Annotated in this window: 16 protein-coding genes; 9 read left to right on the top strand and 7 right to left on the bottom strand. The window is 68.4% G+C overall.

Annotated features, from left to right (window positions below; translation table 11 throughout):
• The first annotated feature begins 256 nt into the window (after nucleotides 1-256).
• Nucleotides 257-1,270 carry a hypothetical protein gene (locus ACFWMR_RS26345; protein ID WP_378380282.1) on the top strand — a complete coding sequence of 338 codons (1,014 nt, stop codon included), beginning with the start codon at nucleotides 257-259 and terminating at the stop codon, nucleotides 1,268-1,270.
• 82 nt (nucleotides 1,271-1,352) lie between these two features.
• Here ACFWMR_RS26345 and lexA read toward each other — a convergent pair whose 3' ends face one another.
• Entirely contained in the window at nucleotides 1,353-2,069 is a 717-nt protein-coding gene (lexA, locus tag ACFWMR_RS26340; protein WP_037343289.1) for a transcriptional repressor LexA, read from the bottom strand.
• Between the two features lie 320 nt (nucleotides 2,070-2,389).
• On the opposite strand from lexA, the gene ACFWMR_RS26335 reads away from it, so the two are divergent.
• The 3 genes from ACFWMR_RS26335 (at nucleotide 2,390) to ACFWMR_RS26325 (ending at nucleotide 8,887) form a co-directional block, all read left to right on the top strand.
• Nucleotides 2,390-2,884 (top strand): LysM peptidoglycan-binding domain-containing protein, encoded by a 495-nt coding sequence (locus tag ACFWMR_RS26335; RefSeq protein ID WP_378275348.1) that lies wholly within the window; start codon nucleotides 2,390-2,392, stop codon nucleotides 2,882-2,884.
• 300 nt (nucleotides 2,885-3,184) lie between these two features.
• Nucleotides 3,185-3,673, top strand: a complete 489-nt coding sequence (nrdR, locus tag ACFWMR_RS26330) for a transcriptional regulator NrdR (protein WP_037304189.1) — start codon at nucleotides 3,185-3,187, stop codon at nucleotides 3,671-3,673.
• Nucleotides 3,674-3,706: 33 nt separating this feature from the next.
• Nucleotides 3,707-8,887: an adenosylcobalamin-dependent ribonucleoside-diphosphate reductase gene (locus tag ACFWMR_RS26325; protein ID WP_378380281.1), complete on the top strand. Its 5,181-nt coding sequence runs from the start codon at nucleotides 3,707-3,709 to the stop codon at nucleotides 8,885-8,887.
• A 40-nt stretch (nucleotides 8,888-8,927) separates the two neighbouring features.
• On the opposite strand, the gene ACFWMR_RS26320 is transcribed toward ACFWMR_RS26325, so the two are convergent.
• Nucleotides 8,928-9,224: a DUF1330 domain-containing protein gene (locus ACFWMR_RS26320; RefSeq protein ID WP_378380280.1), complete on the bottom strand. Its 297-nt coding sequence runs from the start codon at nucleotides 9,222-9,224 to the stop codon at nucleotides 8,928-8,930.
• Nucleotides 9,225-9,322: 98 nt separating this feature from the next.
• Here ACFWMR_RS26320 and ACFWMR_RS26315 point away from each other — a divergent pair, with 98 nt between their 5' ends.
• Complete coding sequence (locus ACFWMR_RS26315; RefSeq protein ID WP_378380279.1) at nucleotides 9,323-10,321, top strand: outer membrane protein assembly factor BamB family protein; 999 nt, start codon at nucleotides 9,323-9,325, stop codon at nucleotides 10,319-10,321.
• Entirely contained in the window at nucleotides 10,311-10,973 is a 663-nt protein-coding gene (locus ACFWMR_RS26310; RefSeq protein ID WP_378380278.1) for a hypothetical protein, read from the top strand. The genes ACFWMR_RS26315 and ACFWMR_RS26310 overlap by 11 nt, the downstream gene beginning before the upstream one ends.
• Here ACFWMR_RS26310 and ACFWMR_RS26305 read toward each other — a convergent pair.
• The 3 genes from ACFWMR_RS26305 to ACFWMR_RS26295 are packed head-to-tail and all read right to left on the bottom strand — an operon-like array spanning nucleotide 10,961 to nucleotide 13,024.
• Nucleotides 10,961-11,317, bottom strand: a complete 357-nt coding sequence (locus ACFWMR_RS26305; protein WP_378380277.1) for a DoxX family protein — start codon at nucleotides 11,315-11,317, stop codon at nucleotides 10,961-10,963. The two genes, ACFWMR_RS26310 and ACFWMR_RS26305, sit on opposite strands and share 13 nt — an antisense overlap.
• 39 nt (nucleotides 11,318-11,356) lie before the next feature.
• Nucleotides 11,357-12,406 carry a DUF2293 domain-containing protein gene (locus ACFWMR_RS26300; RefSeq protein WP_093938400.1) on the bottom strand — a complete coding sequence of 350 codons (1,050 nt, stop codon included), beginning with the start codon at nucleotides 12,404-12,406 and terminating at the stop codon, nucleotides 11,357-11,359.
• A gap of 18 nt (nucleotides 12,407-12,424) precedes the next feature.
• The gene (locus tag ACFWMR_RS26295; protein ID WP_378380276.1) at nucleotides 12,425-13,024 is read right to left on the bottom strand and encodes a CGNR zinc finger domain-containing protein; all 600 of its coding nucleotides are present in this window, start codon (nucleotides 13,022-13,024) and stop codon (nucleotides 12,425-12,427) included.
• A gap of 55 nt (nucleotides 13,025-13,079) precedes the next feature.
• Between ACFWMR_RS26295 and ACFWMR_RS26290 the strand changes: the two genes are divergently transcribed.
• A complete protein-coding gene (locus ACFWMR_RS26290) occupies nucleotides 13,080-13,478 on the top strand; it encodes an SRPBCC domain-containing protein (RefSeq protein ID WP_378380275.1) in 399 nt (132 codons plus the stop codon).
• Here the strand turns inward: ACFWMR_RS26290 and ACFWMR_RS26285 are convergent, their stop codons facing one another.
• A complete protein-coding gene (locus ACFWMR_RS26285) occupies nucleotides 13,479-14,066 on the bottom strand; it encodes a TetR/AcrR family transcriptional regulator (RefSeq protein ID WP_378380274.1) in 588 nt (195 codons plus the stop codon). It abuts the gene before it with no gap.
• A 93-nt stretch (nucleotides 14,067-14,159) separates the two neighbouring features.
• Here ACFWMR_RS26285 and ACFWMR_RS26280 point away from each other — a divergent pair, with 93 nt between their 5' ends.
• Together ACFWMR_RS26280 and ACFWMR_RS26275 are read left to right on the top strand one after the other, a co-directional pair.
• Nucleotides 14,160-14,816 carry an FMN-dependent NADH-azoreductase gene (locus ACFWMR_RS26280; protein WP_378380273.1) on the top strand — a complete coding sequence of 219 codons (657 nt, stop codon included), beginning with the start codon at nucleotides 14,160-14,162 and terminating at the stop codon, nucleotides 14,814-14,816.
• Nucleotides 14,816-15,130: a DMT family transporter gene (locus tag ACFWMR_RS26275; RefSeq protein ID WP_093938405.1), complete on the top strand. Its 315-nt coding sequence runs from the start codon at nucleotides 14,816-14,818 to the stop codon at nucleotides 15,128-15,130. The genes ACFWMR_RS26280 and ACFWMR_RS26275 overlap by 1 nt, the downstream gene beginning before the upstream one ends.
• 71 nt (nucleotides 15,131-15,201) lie before the next feature.
• On the opposite strand, the gene ACFWMR_RS26270 is transcribed toward ACFWMR_RS26275, so the two are convergent.
• A complete protein-coding gene (locus ACFWMR_RS26270) occupies nucleotides 15,202-17,208 on the bottom strand; it encodes a prolyl oligopeptidase family serine peptidase (protein ID WP_378380272.1) in 2,007 nt (668 codons plus the stop codon).
• Nucleotides 17,209-17,306 lie beyond the last annotated feature (98 nt).

Here is a 17,306-nt window from a genome sequence, read left to right as displayed (position 1 = left end):
ATCAGACGCCGAACACCCGAGTGCGGCCTCCAGTCACGTGAGTTCCGCCCTCAAGCACGCGAGTTCCGCCTTCAAGCACGCGAGTTCGGTGTTGGAACACGCGGATCACGTCTCCGCTTCATCGCTTACGAGCCGTTCGCGGCTGAAGTGGCCTACGCGACATTCCGCTCCATCTCGGCGTTCGCACCGAACTGCACGCCGCCCCGGACGTCTCCGTAGTGTGGGACTTCAGGGGTTCCACACTACGGAGGTGGATGTGCGGGGGCTTATCGCGGCGGCGGTCGTGCTGGTGGCGTTCATCGGCGGGACGACTCCCGCCGTGGCACAGGAAGTCCCGGCCCCGCAGCCGGTGTGCAAGAACGGCGACTCCCGGCTCAGTGAACTTTCCGGCTTGGTCTCCGACGGCGACCACCTGTACGCGCTCAACGACGGCGGCACCAAGACACAGGTTTTCGTGCTCGGCCGCGACTGCAAGGTCCAGAAGGTCATCTCGTCCTCCACGGATCCTTACGATCCCGAAGATCTCGCCCGCACCGCCGACGGCACCTTCTGGCTTTCCGACACCGGCGACAACCGCAAACGGCGGGACACCGTCGCGCTGATCTCGTTGACTCCGCAGGGCGAAGCGAAGATCCACCGGCTCACCTATCCCGATGGGCAGCACGACGTCGAGGCGCTGATCATGGATCGGTCGGGCACGCCGTACCTGATCACCAAGGACATGTTCGGCGACTCGAAGGTGTACCGGCCGACGGGGCCGCTCGCCAGCCCCGGCCCGACCCCGCTGGAGAACGTGGGTTCCCTGCAGATCAAGGAGACCTCGACACCGGGTGGGCCCGTCGGGTCGATCGGGTCGATGACGGTGACCGGTGCGGCGTCGATGGCCGACAGTTCCGTGGTCGCGCTGAGGACCTATACCGACGCCTATCTCTACGCCGTCACCGACGGAGATCTGAAGAGCGCGTTGCAGCGCGAGCCCGTGCGGGTGCCTCTGCCGAACGAAAAGCAGGGAGAGGCGATCGCCTTCGAACCGGACGGGACCCTGCTGTCCGGCGGGGAGGGCGTCGGAGAGCAGATCCGCGCGGTGAAGGGCGCGGCGGCACTCGCCGTGGACGCGGCGAAAGCCGAAGGCAGCACGTCGGGCGGGACGTCCGCGGCCGGTGGCACGGGCCAGGGATCCGATTTCCCTTACCTACAGGTCGGTATCGCCGCGATCGTCGTGATCGGCGGCCTGCTGCTGGTCGGCAAGCTCCGCAAACGACGCGCCTGACCGAAGCTTGCCGAGTCTGACCCGGGTCTTGGACGACCCGGGATCCCGGCGCGCTCCGGCTTTGGACCAGGGCGGCTCCGGACTACAGCCTGCGGAGGACGGCGACGACCTTGCCGAGGATCGTGGCGTCGTCACCCGGAATGGGCTCGTACGCCTCGTTGTGCGGCATCAGCCAGATGTGGCCGTCCTTGCGCTTGAAGGTCTTGACCGTCGCCTCGCCGTCGATCATCGCCGCCACGATCTCGCCGGGGTCGGCGGTCGGCTGCTGGCGCACGACGACCCAGTCGCCGTCGGTGATGGCGGCGTCGACCATCGAGTCACCGGTGACGCTGAGCAGGAAGAGCTCACCTTCACCGACGATCTCCCTCGGCAGCGGGAAGACGTCTTCGATCGCCTGCTCCGCCAGCACCGGTCCACCGGCGGCGATCCGGCCGACGAGCGGTACGTACGCGGCCTTCGCGGCCGACTGCGGCTGCTCGACGTCGATGCCCATCGGGTTGTCGTCCGTCGTGGCGAGCACCCCCACCGCACGCGGGCGGTTCGGGTCGCGTCGCAGATAACCCTTGCGCTGCAGGGCCTGCAACTGGTGCGACACCGACGAGGTCGAGGTCAGCCCGACCGCCTCGCCGATCTCACGCACACTCGGCGGGTAGCCGAAGCGGCTGACCCACAGTTTGATCACGTCGAGAACCTGCTGCTGACGCACGGTCAGGGTCTCGTCCACCTCGTAGACCTCGGGCAAGGCGCGCACCTTGCCCGAGCCCCTAGGCGCGTTCCCCGCCTTGCTCTCCTTAGCCACCGTCTCGCTCCTTCATCTCTGCGTCGCCTCCCAGTGCGTCCGGTTCCCCCGGACCGACTTCGCGTGTTTTCGCCGGTGGCGGACGATCTTCCCCGCCCACGGCACCGGCGGCGTCCGCGCAGCAGACGCCCTGGTCAACGACGTTAGCCCGCCGGGGCGACGATTTCAAACATCTGTTCGATGGACACGCCGTGTCGCTCGATTTTTGTCGGTGGGAGGTGGTACACATTCGCACGGGCGTTCGATAGAACGCGTGTTCGATCTTGATCGCCGGGTTCCGGCCCGGCGCCGAGTGCAGCAGGAGTTGCGAGGAGGTTCCGATGTCGATTCTGGCCGATCGAGGACTGGTGCGACCCAGTTCCCCCGGGCCCGTTCCGGCAGGGGTCACCCGGCCCGTGCGAGTGGTGCGGGGCAGGCGTGCCGAGCCCTTGCGCCCGCCGACCAGGGCGCGGGTCGTGGCGGGCCGTCGTCCCGGTGTGGCGACCTCCTCCCCGGCGTGCCCGGCGCCCCGGCGGCTCCCGCTCCGGTGGCCGTCCCTCGTCGGGATGGCCTTGCTCGTCGCCGGTGTCGTCACCGGATTGGGTCTGTTCCTGACCGGTGTCCCGGGCGCCGCGGTGCCCGAACAGACCACGACGGTGTCCGTTTCCGAGGGGGAGACCCTCGCGGATCTCGCGGCTCGATTCGCGCCAGGCAGTGACACCGGCGCGGTCGTCGACAAGATCAAGGAACTCAATTCCCTGGAAGACGCCGTTCTCGTGCCCGGACTGCCGCTCACGGTCCCGGTCGCGACAGGGGTCGCGGAGGGTGGGAGGTGATGCCGGAGGCCGCTCTCACCCGCCGTGGGTGAGCTCCCCTTTCGTGTCTGATCGGACCGGTCGTCGCGCTTGCGCGCGTCTCACCTGCGATCTAGTCTCCACCGCTATATGTAGTAGTTACATGGCTGTAGTTGGTCCATAGCTTGGGGTAGACTCGGTACCAGTTGTCCACAGCTGGCCGGTGTTCACCCACCGGATGTCCACAGATCGATCCACATGTCGATCTTTTCCGTCGTTGCGTGGCGACGGGGCGGGCGTCCATTCGGGACCGGCCGGCGCGGAGGGGAAGGTGATCGGCGGATGAGGTGCCCGTTCTGCCGGCATGCGGACTCTCGGGTCGTCGACTCCCGAGAGGTGGATGAGGGTCAGGCGATCCGGCGGAGGCGCTCGTGCGCCGCTTGCGGCCGGCGCTTCACCACTTCGGAGACGATGGTGCTCGCCGTCGTCAAACGGTCCGGGGTCACCGAGCAGTTCAGCCGGGACAAGGTGGTCCGGGGGGTGCGCCGCGCCTGTCAGGGCAGGCCGGTCGACGACGACGCGCTGCAGCAGCTCGCGCAGCGGGTCGAGGAGTCGATCCGGTCGGCGGGCCTGGCGGAGATCCCGAGTCACGAGGTCGGCCTGGCGATCCTGGGCCCCCTGCGCGAACTCGACGGCGTCGCCTATCTCCGGTTCGCCAGTGTCTACCGCTCCTTCTCCTCGGTCGAGGACTTCGAGAAGGAGATCTCGGACCTTCGTGAGGCCATGGCTGCCGCACCGGACGAGAGCGATCAAGACGCGAAAGACGGCTGATGCCGCCTCCCGCGTGGGAGTGAGGGAAGACCCATGACCGAGACCGTGGGAACAGGCAACCCGGCCACAACGCGGACGAGTGGGAAGAAGAAGCAACAGCATGCCGGTGGGCTCGCCGTCCGGCGCGTCTTCACCACCGAAGGCGTCCACCCGTACGACGAGGTCACCTGGGAGAGCCGGGACGTCGTGATGACGAACTGGCGCGACGGCACGGTCAACTTCGAGCAGCGCGGGGTCGAATTCCCCGACTTCTGGTCGGTCAACGCGACGAACATCGTCACCAGCAAGTACTTCCGCGGCGCCGTCGGCTCACCCCAGCGCGAGCAGAGCCTCAAGCAGCTGATCGACCGCGTCGTCCACTCCTACGTCAACGCGGGCCGTGAACACGGCTATTTCGCCACACCCGCCGACGCCGAGGTCTTCGAGCACGAGCTGACCTGGATGCTGCTGCACCAGGTGTTCAGCTTCAACTCCCCGGTGTGGTTCAACGTCGGCACGACGTCGAAGCAGCAAGTCTCGGCCTGCCAGCCGTACGACGCCCTGGTCAACACTCCCGCCGGCGCGGTGCCCATCGGGCGCATCGTCGAGCTGAACGCGGTGGGCGCGAAGGTCTACGACGCGCACGGCCTCACCAAGGTGATCGCCACCAAAGCGAACGGGATCAAAGAGGTCCTCCGCCTCACGACGAAATCCGGTCACCGTCTCGATGTGACAGCCGATCACCTCGTCTGGCGTTCGACAGGAAGTGGCGGTTCCTTCGTACCCGCAGGGGAACTCCGGGTCGGGGACACCCTCGAATGGCACCGGCGCGATGCCTTCGGCGAGACGGAGATCAACGAGCGGGACGTGGCCGAGGCCGCCCTCGCGGGCTGGTTGCAATCGGATGGCTTCGTAGGCCAGTACGAGGGGACCAATCGCTCGCTGACGATCGAGGCCATGACGGTCACCGACGCCGAGCTCGCGTGGGTGCAGCGCGCTCTCGACAAGGTCTTCCCCGATGTCCACCGGCATGAGCGGAAAGTCGAGACACAGGACCCGACGCTGGACTGCCGCCGTACCCGTCTCTACGGGACCGGGCTGGAAGCCTTCGTGAGCGACTGGGGCTTGCGTGCTCGCGGCCTCGACATGACGGTCCCCGAAGATCTGAACACCGCGCCGTTGCCCGTGGTGGCGGCCTATCTCCGCAGCATCTTCCAGGCCGAAGGCTACGTATCCGAACGTGAGCGGTCGACGCTGGTCGGGCTCGACATGATCAGCGAAGACCTGATCCGCGGGATCCAGCACCTTCTGTCCAGGTTCGGCATCTTCGCGCGGGTCGGTCGCAAGGCGGAGAAGCGGGACAACCGGCACGATCTGTGGGGAATCCGGATCCAGAACGCGGGTGACCGCCGGATCTTCGCCGACGCCATCGGTTTCCTGGACCCGGTCAAGGCCGCGAAGCTCGAAGCGTCGTTCGAGAAGCCGGGACGTCCCGCGCTCGACACCAAACGCCTGCAGATCGCCGCCATCGAAAGCCGCGGCGAGATGCCCGTCTACGACATCCAGACCGAGTCCGGGGAGTACCTGTCCGGCAATCTCCGGGTCCACAACTGCTTCATCCTCGCGGTCGACGACACCATGGAGTCGATCCTCAACTGGTACCGCGAGGAAGGCCTGATCTTCAAGGGCGGCTCCGGGGCAGGCTTGAACCTCTCCCGCATCCGTTCCTCGCGTGAGCTGCTGTCCTCCGGAGGCACCGCGTCCGGTCCGGTCTCCTTCATGCGCGGCGCCGACGCCTCCGCGGGCACCATCAAGTCCGGCGGTGCCACCCGGCGCGCGGCGAAGATGGTCGTCCTCGACGTCGATCACCCGGATGTCGAGGAGTTCGTGCAGACCAAGGCCCGCGAAGAGGAGAAGATCAAGGTCCTCCGTGACGCCGGGTTCGACATGGACCTCTCCGGCTCGGACATCACCTCCGTCCAGTACCAGAACGCGAACAACTCGGTCCGCGTCTCCGACGAGTTCATGCGCGCGGTCGAGAGCGAGGGTGACTTCGGCCTGCGGTCGCGGATGACCGGCGAGGTCCTCGACCGGGTCGACGCCAAGAAGCTGTTCCGCACCATCTCGCAGGCCGCCTGGGAGTGCGCGGATCCGGGCCTGCAGTACGACGACACGATCAACGACTGGCACACCTGCCCCGAATCGGGCCGGATCACCGCGTCCAACCCGTGTTCGGAGTACATGCACCTGGACAACTCCAGTTGCAACCTCGCTTCGCTGAACCTGCTCAAGTTCGCCACCGAGGACGGCGGTTTCGACGCGCCGCTGTTCGCGAAGGCCGTCGAGCTGGTCATCACCGCGATGGACATCTCGATCTGCTTCGCCGACTTCCCGACCGAGGCGATCGGCGACACCACCCGCAAGTTCCGCCAGCTGGGCATCGGGTACGCGAACCTCGGAGCGCTGCTGATGGCGCTCGGGCACGCCTACGACTCCGACGGCGGCCGCGCGCTCGCCGCCGCGATCACGTCGCTGATGACCGGCGTCTCGTACCGGCGTTCGGCCGAGCTCGCCGCGGTCGTCGGGCCGTACGAGGGTTACGCGCGCAACGCCGAGGCGCACCAGCGGGTGATGCGCAAGCACGCCGCCGCCAACGACCTCGTGCGGACGTATCACTCGAACGACGCCTCGGTACGCGCCCTCGCGACCCAGGAGTGGAAGCGCGGCATCGAACTGGGCGAGACCAGCGGCTGGCGCAACGCGCAGGCCTCGGTGCTCGCGCCCACCGGATGCCTCACCGCGGACACCCTGGTCACCACCGACCGCGGACTGGCCCGGCTTTCCGAACTCGGTGAGTTGTACGGGGACCGCTGGCAGGATGTCGGATTCACGGTCGCGACCGACGAAGGCCCGCGCCGAGCCGCGAAGTTCTTCGTCAACGGTGAGGAGCCCACTCGCCGGATCGAGACCAAGGGCGGATATCGGATCCAGGGGACCCTCGCCCATCGGGTCAAGGTGGTGGAACCGGAGACCGGGGCCTGGGTCTGGAAGCGACTCGCCGACATCCGGTCCGGTGACCTGGTGCCCCTGCAGCTGGGTGGTTTGGTCGGTGCCCCCCGCCGGGTTCCGCTTCCTGTGCTCGACCAGGCGTACTACGCGGGCGACCGTGACATCCGGGTGCCGGACGAGGTCACCGCCGACCTCGCGGAACTGGTGGGGTACTTCGAAGGCGACGGCAGCCTGCACGCGAAGGGCATCCGGCTCTGCGTGGCCGAAACCGATCTCGATGTCGCCGAACGCTTGCGGATCTTGAGCAAGGCCCTTTTCGGCCTCGAACCCGTGGTCCATGAGCGTCAGGGCTATCAGGAGGTAACCCTCCAGTCCGTCCGGCTCGCCCGGTGGTGGAAGGCGGCTGGGTTCGCGAAGGAACTTCCTGGTTCCGACCACACTGGTAAAGGCTGGACTCCCAGGGTTCCCGCGAGTATCCGGGAGACCAACGACCCCGAGGTCTACGCAGCGTTCCTTCGCGGAGTTTTCGAGGCCGACGGCACCGTGCTCGAAGGAGTGCCGAGTGTCTCGACCTCCTCGGAGCTCTTTGGTGAGGATCTCCGGACCATGCTGCTGGCTCTGGGCCTGGTGACGACGACCCGCCGGACGACCAGCGGGTTCGGCGGGCAGGTTCTGCAGATCCGGTTGCGCAACGTCGACCACGCCATGACCTTCGACGAGATCGTCGGTTTCATCGGTGAGCGCAAGGCGCGGTCGATGGTATGCCTGGAGCCGGACGGGTCTGCCAAGGGAGATCGGGTGCGTCTTCCGCGGTCCGTGTGGGACGAGCTCGTGCCCTCCGGACACGAGTACCGCGATGCGGTCGTGCAGTCGTTGCGGAGGACTGGCGGAGTGGCGCGGATGTTGGCGCGCCGGATCTACTCCGAGACTTTCGACCCTCGGCTGGGCCGGGCGCTCGATTATCTCTTCGAGGCCGCCAAATCCAATGAGGACGGTGGCGTTCAGCCCACCTATGACCTGTCGGTGCCGGACAATGTCACCTACGTCGCCAATGGTTTCGTCAGTCACAACACCATCGGGTTCATGATGGACTGCGACACGACCGGCATCGAGCCGGACTTCTCGCTGGTCAAGTTCAAGAAGCTGGTCGGCGGCGGGTCGATGCAGATCGTCAACCAGACCATCCCGCGCGCACTGGCCGCGCTCGGTTACCAGACCGAGCAGGTCGAAGCGATCGTCGAGTACATCGCCCAGCACGGCCACGTCGTCGACGCCCCCGGTCTGCGTGAGGAGCACTACGAGGTGTTCGACTGCGCGGTGGGGGAGCGGTCCATCGCGCCGATGGGGCACGTCCGGATGATGGCCGCGGTGCAGCCGTTCCTGTCCGGCGCGATCTCCAAGACGGTCAACATGCCCGAGTCGGCGACCGTCGAAGAGGTCGAGGAGATCTACTTCCAGGGCTGGAAGTACGGCCTCAAGGCGCTCGCGATCTACCGCGACAACTGCAAGGTCGGCCAGCCGCTGTCCACCGGCAAGAAGGAGAAGGCCGAGCCCGAGGCCGAAAAGGTCGTCGAGTACCGGCCGGTCCGCAAGCGCCTGCCGAAGAAGCGCCCGAGCCAGACGGTGTCGTTCACCGTCGGCGGCGCCGAGGGTTACCTGCACGCCGGGTCCTATCCGGACGACGGGCTCGGCGAGATCTTCGTGAAGCTCGGCAAGCAGGGTTCGACGCTGTCCGGCGTGATGGACGCGTTCTCGATGTCGATCTCGGTCGGCCTGCAACACGGGATCCCGCTGGAGTTCTACGTTTCGAAGTTCTCCAACCTGCGCTTCGAGCCCGCCGGCATGACCGACGACCCGGACATCCGGATCGCCACCAGCGTCATGGACTACCTGTTCCGCAGGCTGGCGCTGGACTACCTGCCGTACGAAAAGCGCTCGCAGCTCGGCATCTTCACCGCCGACGAGCGCTCGGCGCAGGTCGAGGCGAACTACGGCACCGCTCCCGCCGCGGAACCGGAGAACGTCGACATCGACGCCCTTCGGTCCACAGTGGACTCATCGCCCGCGGCTCCCGCCAGGGTGGCGCATTCGACGGCGGAACTGGTGGAACTGAACCTCGGCACCGCTTCCGACGCGCCGCTCTGCATGACGTGCGGCACCAAGATGCGGCCCGCCGGTTCGTGCTACGCCTGTGAAGGGTGCGGAGCGACCTCCGGCTGTAGCTGAGAACGAGGGGAGCCCGCCGTCGAGACGGGCTCCCCCTCGGTCAGCCGATTCCCTCGATGATGCGGAAGTCGCGCTCGAAGCCGTCGGGGAGTGCGGCCAGCGCCTTTTGGTAGGCCGCGCTCTCGTATGCGGCGGTCGCCTGTTCGAAGCTGTCGAACTCGATCAGGACGACGCGCTCGGCGATTCCGGCTTCGTGTGCGACGACCCTGCCGCCGCCGCGCGCGAGCACCCGCCCGCCCGCGGCCTTGACGGCCTGACCGGCCAGTTCGTTGTAGACATCCAGCCCCTCAGGGTCAGTGATGGTGGGGTAGACGCTGACCCAGTAGCCCTTGGGCATGGAACCTCCAGTGTCGGAATCGAGGCTCGTAGTTTAGGTAACTGGCCGGCTCGGCGAACTCGATTGCGCGGCGGCCGGGCGGCTGCTGAACTGGTCCCGTGTTCGACGTCCGCTGGGAACGGCCGCTGCATCAAGCCGGTTCGCCGTGCGCGCTGGCGGCCACCGCGCATCATCTGGTGGTGCACGAGCGGAGCACGAGAGTGGTCGCTCTCGATCCGGCCGACGGTTCGGTGCGCTGGGATGTCCCGGTCGGGACGTGGCCACGGAACCTCGTGATCGAAGACCGGTACTGCCTGGTGATCCCCCAGAACGTCAGCAGACTTCTCTGCCTGGACGTCGGAACCGGGGAAGACGTCTGGCAGAGGGAGCCGGGGGCTTTCGCCGGTCACGTCGTGGCGCACGAAGGCCTGGTACTCGTGGGCGGCTGGCGCGGCTACACGCCACTGTCCGCAGTGGACCTCCGCACCGGTGATCTGCGTTGGCGGGCGAAGGATCGCCGCCGCACGGCACTTCCGGTCGCCACCGCTGCCGGGTTCCTGGTCGGGGAACCGGGTGGCGAATCCGTGCGCTTGATCGACCGGGCTGACGGCCGGGAGCTGGCCGAGTGGTCCCTCCCAGGGCCGCTCCTCGGACCCGACGCCGGGCCCGCCTTCGTCCCGGACGGCTCGGGCGGCGTCCTCGTGCGGTGCGGTGATCGCTCGGTCGTCCGGATCCGTTCGTCCGAAAGGAAAGCCGAGACTCTGTTCCGTGCCGAGCACGATCTCATCCCCAGGGCGGTCGAACGGTGCGGCGGCCTGCTGTGGCTGGCCCATCTGCGGGGTGGCTGCACAGCGGTCGACGAGTCGGACGGGACCGTGCGGTGGAGGATCGATCACGACCGGCGATTCGTGCCCTCGGTCGCGTCCGTCGACGGCGGGTTCGCGATCGCCGACGGGGGCGGGACGCTGTTCCGGATCGACCAGGAAGGCGCTGTGCGGGAGCGTGTCCGGGTCACGCAGCGGATCAGGGACCTTCGTGGTCAGGCGCCGTCGAGACTGGTCCTGCTCACGAAAGGGTCGTTGCTCGCGATCGGGAATGGAGTCCCCGGTGACCACTGACGGCGGAATCTTCGATCCCTTCGGCACCCTCGGCCAGGCGCTGTGGATCTGCGGCGGCCAGTGGGCGGGAAAGTCCACCGTGTCGCGGCTGCTGGCGCGTCGCCACGGGATCACCGTCTACCACTACGACTTCCACGACGCGCGCGCTCACCAGGACCGTCGCGTCGCCCATCGCGTCGGCAACGGTTTGCCCACCGCGGACCCCGACCCGGACACCGTCTGGGTGGACACCACGCCCGGGCGGATGGCGGCCGACACGATCGCCGGGTTCCCGGCACGCTTCGAGTGGGCTCTGGACGATCTGCGCGCGCTGGTCTCCGGGCGCCCCATCCTCGCCGAAGGCTGGGGACTGCGCCCGGAGCTCGTCGCGCCGCTCCTGGATTCGCCGCGGCGGATGATCGTCATGGTGCCCACCGACGACTTCCGCGAGCATCAGCTCCGCGTGCTGCCCCGCGCCGCGGCGGTGGTGCACCGGGTCAGCGACCCCGAGCGGGCGCGGCGCAACCGGATCGAGCGAGACCGGCTCGTCGCCGAAGACGCCGTCCGCGTCGCGAAGAGGCTCGGCGTCCGGGTGCTGGAGGTCGACGGCTCGCGGGACGCCGAAGCGGTCGCGGACGTCGTCGCCGGGCATTTCGGTCCTTACCTGGCTTGAGCTAGGTCAAGGACGAAGGTCGCGACGGCCAGCGCGAGGAAAGCGCCGGGGAAGGCGATGTTGTAGAGGACGCGGGCGCGCACATGGGTGATCACGGCGCCGACGTAGAACAGCACGAGCCCGGCGGCCGCCGCGGTCCCGACGAACGGCACCCCGAGAAGGCCGAGCAGCAGTCCGGCCGCGCCCGCCGCCTTCAGCGATGCCAGCGGCGTGATCCAGGACGGCGGCACGTCGACTTCGCCGGAGTTCTTGAGCACGAACGGGACCCGCGCGAAGTCGGCGGCGGCGATCCCGGCGTTGAGCACGATCGTCACGATGGCCACGGTGAGATAGGCGGAATTCATGCTTCCCGGACGAAGCCCGCGCCCGGAACGTGACAGCGGTCAGGAACGCCAGCGGTCGAGCACGGCTTCGATGGCGGGATGGATCCGGTCGCGCGCGGCCTGGCGCTCGACACCCGCCATGAGGAGATCGTCGTAGTCGGTGTCCAGGTGCCGGATCGAGGCGACGACGGCGAGGAACACCGCCCGTTCGGCCAGTTCCCGTCCGGCGGCGGAGCGGCCCACCCGGCCGCTGCCGCGCAGGCCCGCGTGTTCGGCGATGGCCCGCGCCCGCTCCGGCGGGCAGCCGGGGAACATCGCGGTGATCGCGGCGAAGAACCGGGCGGTGAACTCGACGTCCTCCCGCGCGCGCCGCTCGCGATCACGGCCGCGGCGGCGTTCCCGGACGTCTTCGTCGGCGAGGCACTGTTCCTCGGCGCTGCGCAGCGCCGCGTCCTCGACCAGAAGTCCTTGCCGCTCACTGCGTTTCCGTGAGCGGTTGAACCGGATGACGACGGCGGAGAGCCGGCTCGCTTTCTTCGCCCGGCGGGTCAGGGCGGTGTCGCCCGAGGGCAGGAAGACCAGGTGGCCGAGGTCGGCGCAGTCGAGGCAGTACGACTTTTCGTTCTCGAAGAACAGCAGGTCGCCAGTGCCACCGCAGTCGGCGCAAAGCCAGTCTTTCAGCGCCACGGAGACGATGAGATCCGGCGCCTTCTTCTGCCGGGCGACGACTTGCGCCCGTTTGGCCTCGGACAGCCCCGGCATGATCCACTGCGTCCGGAACAGGGGTTCGAGACCGGCCAGCTCGCCCGACGCGGCTTTCAGCGGAGTCCGGTCGCGGGTCGCCCCGACGTGCTCGATCTCCGTGCTTTCGAGGGCTTTTCCCTTCGCCCAGCGTTGAAGCGCGTTCAGGGCGAAGGTCAGCTTCTCCGGGGGCACCGACAGCGCCGCCGTCAGCACGGGGACCCGGCCGCGGTGCCAGGCGTCGACGACGTTGTCCGTCAGCCAGCCGATCCCGGTCAGGACGTCGAGCGCGGTCACCGCTTTTCGCTTGGACAGCAGCTTCTCCGCCGTCTCGACGACGCGCTGTTCGAGTTTCGCCTCACCTTGCATCGCCGGGAATCCTAGCGATCAGGCGGTTTCGGCGCGTGCGCGGTAGGCCCGGATCTTGGCGCGGTTGCCGCAGCGCTCCATCGAGCACCAGCGGCGGTTGCCCGAGCGCGAGGTGTCGAAGAACAGCAGATGGCAGTCGTCCGCCGAACATTCGCGGACGCGACCGGACCGTTCGCCCGCGACGAGGTCGATGGCGTCGCGGGCGACGGCGCCGAGGAGCTGCTTGCCGGTGACGGGCGGCGCCCAGGCGAGTTTCCGGGTCTGCGGGTCCACGAGCGGCCTGGGGGTCGCCTCGGTCGCGCTGTTCAGCAAGGCGAGGTCGTCGTCCGACGGCGCTTCGCCGCGGGCGAGGGCGGGCGCCACGCGGTAGAGGGTGTCCCGGAGCTCCTTGAGCGCGGTGAGTTCGGCGGGCCGGATCCGGACGTCGGTCAGGGGAGCGGTCAGCCCCAGCCGGGAGCCGGTGAACCAGTCGGCGAGGTCGGACGGCGTATGCGCGATCTCGTAGCGCTCGTACGGGCCGGGTCCGCCGGTCAGCATCAGTTCGAGGCTGAGGCTGCCCGGATCGAACCGGTACCGCTCACCCTGGGCGTTGACGAGCAGTCTTGTTCCCGGAGTCATGTAACCACTATAGTCGGTTTCGGAAACCAGGTAAGACGGTTACGGCGGAGGCGTGATGATCGGGAAGACGAAGGACGCGGGCTGGGAGATCGGCGTCTCCAAGACGGTGGCCTATCCGCTGGAGCGGGTTTGGGACTATCTCTCGGGTCCGGGCCTCGCGGCCTGGCTGGGTGAGGTGCGCTTGGAGCCGGAAAAGGGCGCGCCGTACGAGACGGCCGAGGGCACCGTGGGCGAGGTCCGCGGCTACCGCGAACGCGAGAAGATCCGTCTCACCTGGCGGCCGAGGGACTGGGACCACGAGAGCACGGTCCAGGTGGGACTCCGCCCCGCCGGGCCGGACAAGACGACGGTGGTCTTCCATCAGGAGCGGCTCGCCGGCCCGGAAGAGCGGGCCGCGCAGTGGGAGCACTGGCAGGCCGTGATGAAGGTCGTCGTCGACGGTCTCGCCGGCTGATCAGGACAGCGCTCGCCGCGCCTGCTCGCTCAGCGCGTCGGTGATCCGCTCGGCGCTCAGGCCGAGCTCGCCCGTCTGATGGAGGAACACCTCCGGGGCGAGCGGCGCCAGCAGGATGTCGGCGAGCGCGTCCGGATCCTTCGCCCCCGCCTGCCCGGCGAGGAGCCGGACATGGGTGCGCCACAGCCGGTACGCGCCGGTGGTGAACCGCGAATGCCCGACCTCGGTGCCGAGGACGAGATGCGCGTGCCGCGCGAGCAGATCGATCATCGCCGCGTAGAACGCGGCCAGCCGCTCGGCGGGCGGCGCGCCGGGGCCCAGCGGGGGAGGGCCGGTGAGCAGTCGCTCCTGAAGTTCCCGCTCGTGTTCGTCCAGCAGGGCGACGGCGATCGCCGAGCGGTCCGGGTAGCGCCGGTACAGCGTGGCGCGGCCGACTCCGGCGGCTTGGGCGATGTTCTCCATGGTGACGTCCGCGGCCGGACGTGCGGCGAAGAGCTCCTCGGCGGCCTTCAGGATCTTCGCGCGGTTACGGGCGGCGTCCGAGCGTTCCCGCCCCGGGCCGCCTCCGAGTAGATCTTCCGTCGGCATGTCCGCAGCCTAGGGAATATCCGGACGCGGCGTCCACTTGTACCCGGCGAAGCAAGTGGACGCCGTGTCCACTTCCTGGTCCGGGAGGCCCCGATGAGCCACCTTCTCCACCTCGACTCCAGCGCCCGCAGCGCGTCGTTCTCCCGCGAGCTGAGCGCTCGCTTCGCCGAAGTCTGGCGTGCCGCGCACCCTGGCGCGGAGTACACCTATCGCGACGTCGCGGCCGCTCCGGTGCCGCCGATCGGCCAGGCCTGGACCGAGATCTGCGACGCCCTCCTCACCGAAGGCATCACCGATCCGGCCGGGTACGCCTCGGTGGTGAAGACGCCGGAGCAGCGTGAGGCCTGGGCGGTCATCGAGCCGCTGCTGGCCGAACTGCTCGCCGCCGACGTCGTCCTGATCGGGGCGCCGATGTACAACTTCTCGATCCCCGCGACGCTCAAACTTTGGATCGACCAGGTGACGTTCCCGAAGATGTCGTTGGCGGGCAAGGCTTTCGTGGTCGCGGGCGCGCGTGGCGGCACCTACCTGCCGGGCACGCCCCGGGAGCCGGTCGACCATCACGAGCGCTACCTGCGCGACTTCTTCGCCGGGCACTACGACGTCCGCGACGTCACTTTCCTGCATTCCGAACTCGCGAACGCCCTCGTCGACCCGCGGCTGAGCCCGCGCGACCCCGATCGGATCGCGTCGCGGGACCAAGCGCTCCTGACGGCCGAAAAGCTGGCCGCGAACGGAAGGGAATCGTAATGGGCTGGGGAATCCTGCTGCTGGCCGGAGTCGTCGAGGTCGCCTGGTCGCAGAGCATCAAGCCGACGGAGAACTTCACCCGGCTCTGGCCGACCGTGCTGTGCTTCGTGCTCGGTGTCGCGGCTGTCTACCTGCTGTCGAAGGCGATGGACACGCTCCCGGTGGGGACCGCGTACGCCGTGTTCACCGGCATCGGCGCGGTGGGCGCGATCGTGTTCGGCATCGTGATCCACAAGGACCCGCTCAGCTTCGGGCGGTTCGCCGCGCTGGCGCTCATCGTGGGAGGGGTGGTGCTGGCGAAGGTGGCGGAGTGAGGCTCAGGTGTCATGAAGGGTCCCCATGGGACGAAAAGTGTCCTATGGGGACCCTTCATGACACGTCGTCATCAGGCGAGCTTCTCCCACAGGAATTCCAGCATCAGCGCCCATTTGAACGCCAGCTGCTCGTTGTCGGCCGCCGCGCCGTGCCCGCCCTCGATGTTCTCGTGGTAGCGGACGTCGTGGCCCTGCTCCAGCATCCGCGCGACCATCTTGCGCGCGTGCGCGGGATGCACCCGGTCGTCCCTGGTGGAGGTGACGAACAGGACCGGCGGATACCCGGCTCCGCTCCGGACGTTCTGATACGGCGAGTACTTCCCGATGAAGTCCCATTCCGCCGGGTCGTCGGGGTCGCCGTACTCGGCCATCCACGACGCTCCCGCGAGGAGCTTGTGGTAGCGCTTCATGTCCAGCAGCGGCACCTGGCTGACGATGGCGCCGAACAGGTGCGGATAGCGCGTGAGCATGACGCCCATCAGCAGCCCGCCGTTGCTGCCGCCCTGGATGCCGAGGCGGGACGGCTCGCTGATGCCGCGCTCGACGAGGTCGGCGGCGACGGCCGAAAAGTCCTCGTAGACCTTGTAGCGCTTGGCTTTGGTCACCGAGGTGTGCCAGTCCGGCCCGTATTCCCCGCCGCCGCGGATGTTCGCGACGACGTAGGTGCCGCCGCGCGAGAGCCAGCCACGGCCGATCACGCCGCTGTAGCCGGGGGTCAGCGAGACTTCGAAGCCGCCGTACCCGGTCAGGAGCGTCGGCCCGCCTTCGGCGCCGGAGGGACGTACGACGAAGTACGGGATCTTCGTGCCGTCTTCGGACGTCGCGAAGTACTGCGAGACCGTCATGCCTTCGCTGTCGAAGAACGACGGGGCACGCTTGAGGACTTCGACGTCGCCGCCGACGTGCCCGTACTTCAGCGTCGACGGCTGGGTGTAGCCGCTGGAGTCGAGCAGGTACTCGTCGCTGACGTCGGGGTCGGTGCCGGTGATCTGCGCCGTGCCCAGGTCCGGGGCGCCGGCGAGCGGCTGGGAGGACCAGCCGTCGGACGGCGTGAGCACGCGCAGCTCGGTCCGGACGTCGGACAGCGTCGAGAGCAGCAGGTGGTTGTGCGTCCACACCCAGTACTCCAGGGACGTGTGCGCGTCCGGCGTGAAGACGGTCGTGAAGGCGCGCTCGCCCGCCATGAACGCGTCGAAGCCGGAGGCGAGCAGGGTGCCGGCGGGATACGTCGTGCCTTCGACGGTCCATTCCGAACGAAGCCGGATCAGCAGCCATTCACGGTGCGAGGACGTCTGCGCGTCTTCGGGGACCTGGATCCGCTCCAGTCCGCCGGGCGTCCGGAGGTACCGCTCCGTGCGGTAGAAGTCGATCGACCGGTAGACGAAGTCGCGCTCCCAGCCCTCGGTCGGGTCGTGGTGGGCGGACACCGAAACGTCGTCCGGCTTGCCCTCGAAGACCACCGTCGCCTCTTCGAGCGGGGTGCCGCGCCGCCATTCCTTCGCCAGCCTCGGATAGCCCGAACTGGTCAGCGTCCCGGTGCCGAAGTCGGTGCCGATGTAGACGTGGTCGCGGTCGATCCAGCCGATCCGGGTCTTGGCCTCGGGGACGAAGAACCCGTCCTCGACGAAACGGCGCTCGTCGAGGTCGTACTCGCGGACCACGGTCGCGTCGGCACCGCCGCGCGACAGTTCCACCAGCGCGCGGTGATAACCCGGACGGAGGACGGCCGCGCCCTGCCACACCCAGTTCTCGCCGTCGGCCTCGGCCAGCGCGTCGACGTCGAGCAGGAGCTCCCACTCCGGCGTGTCGAGCCGGTATTGCTCGAGGGTGGTGCGGCGCCACAGGCCGCGGGGATGGGCCGAGTCCTGCCAGAAGTTGTACAGGTATTCGCCGCGGCGCCGGACGTACGGGATCCGGTCGTCGGCGTCGAGGACCTCGCGGACCTCGTCGCGGATCCCGGCGAACCGGTCACCGGTGGACAGTTCCGCCAGGGCCTCGTCGTTGCGGGCTCGCACCCAATCCAGCGCTTCCTCGCCGGTCACGTCTTCCAACCACAGGTACGGGTCCTCGTCACTCATGCCGACAGTCTCTCCGGGACTTCCGTCCCGGCGCCACCAAGTGCCCGTTTCGGCGCGTGTCTTCGCCTGGCCCGGCCCCGCTCCGTATGCTGATGGCT

Origin of the sequence: Amycolatopsis thailandensis, assembly GCF_042723255.1 — a bacterium.
Classification (GTDB): Bacteria; Actinomycetota; Actinomycetes; order Mycobacteriales; family Pseudonocardiaceae; genus Amycolatopsis; species Amycolatopsis thailandensis.
Note: the sequence above shows the minus strand (reverse complement) of the source record. Positions and strands in the feature narration are given on the sequence as shown.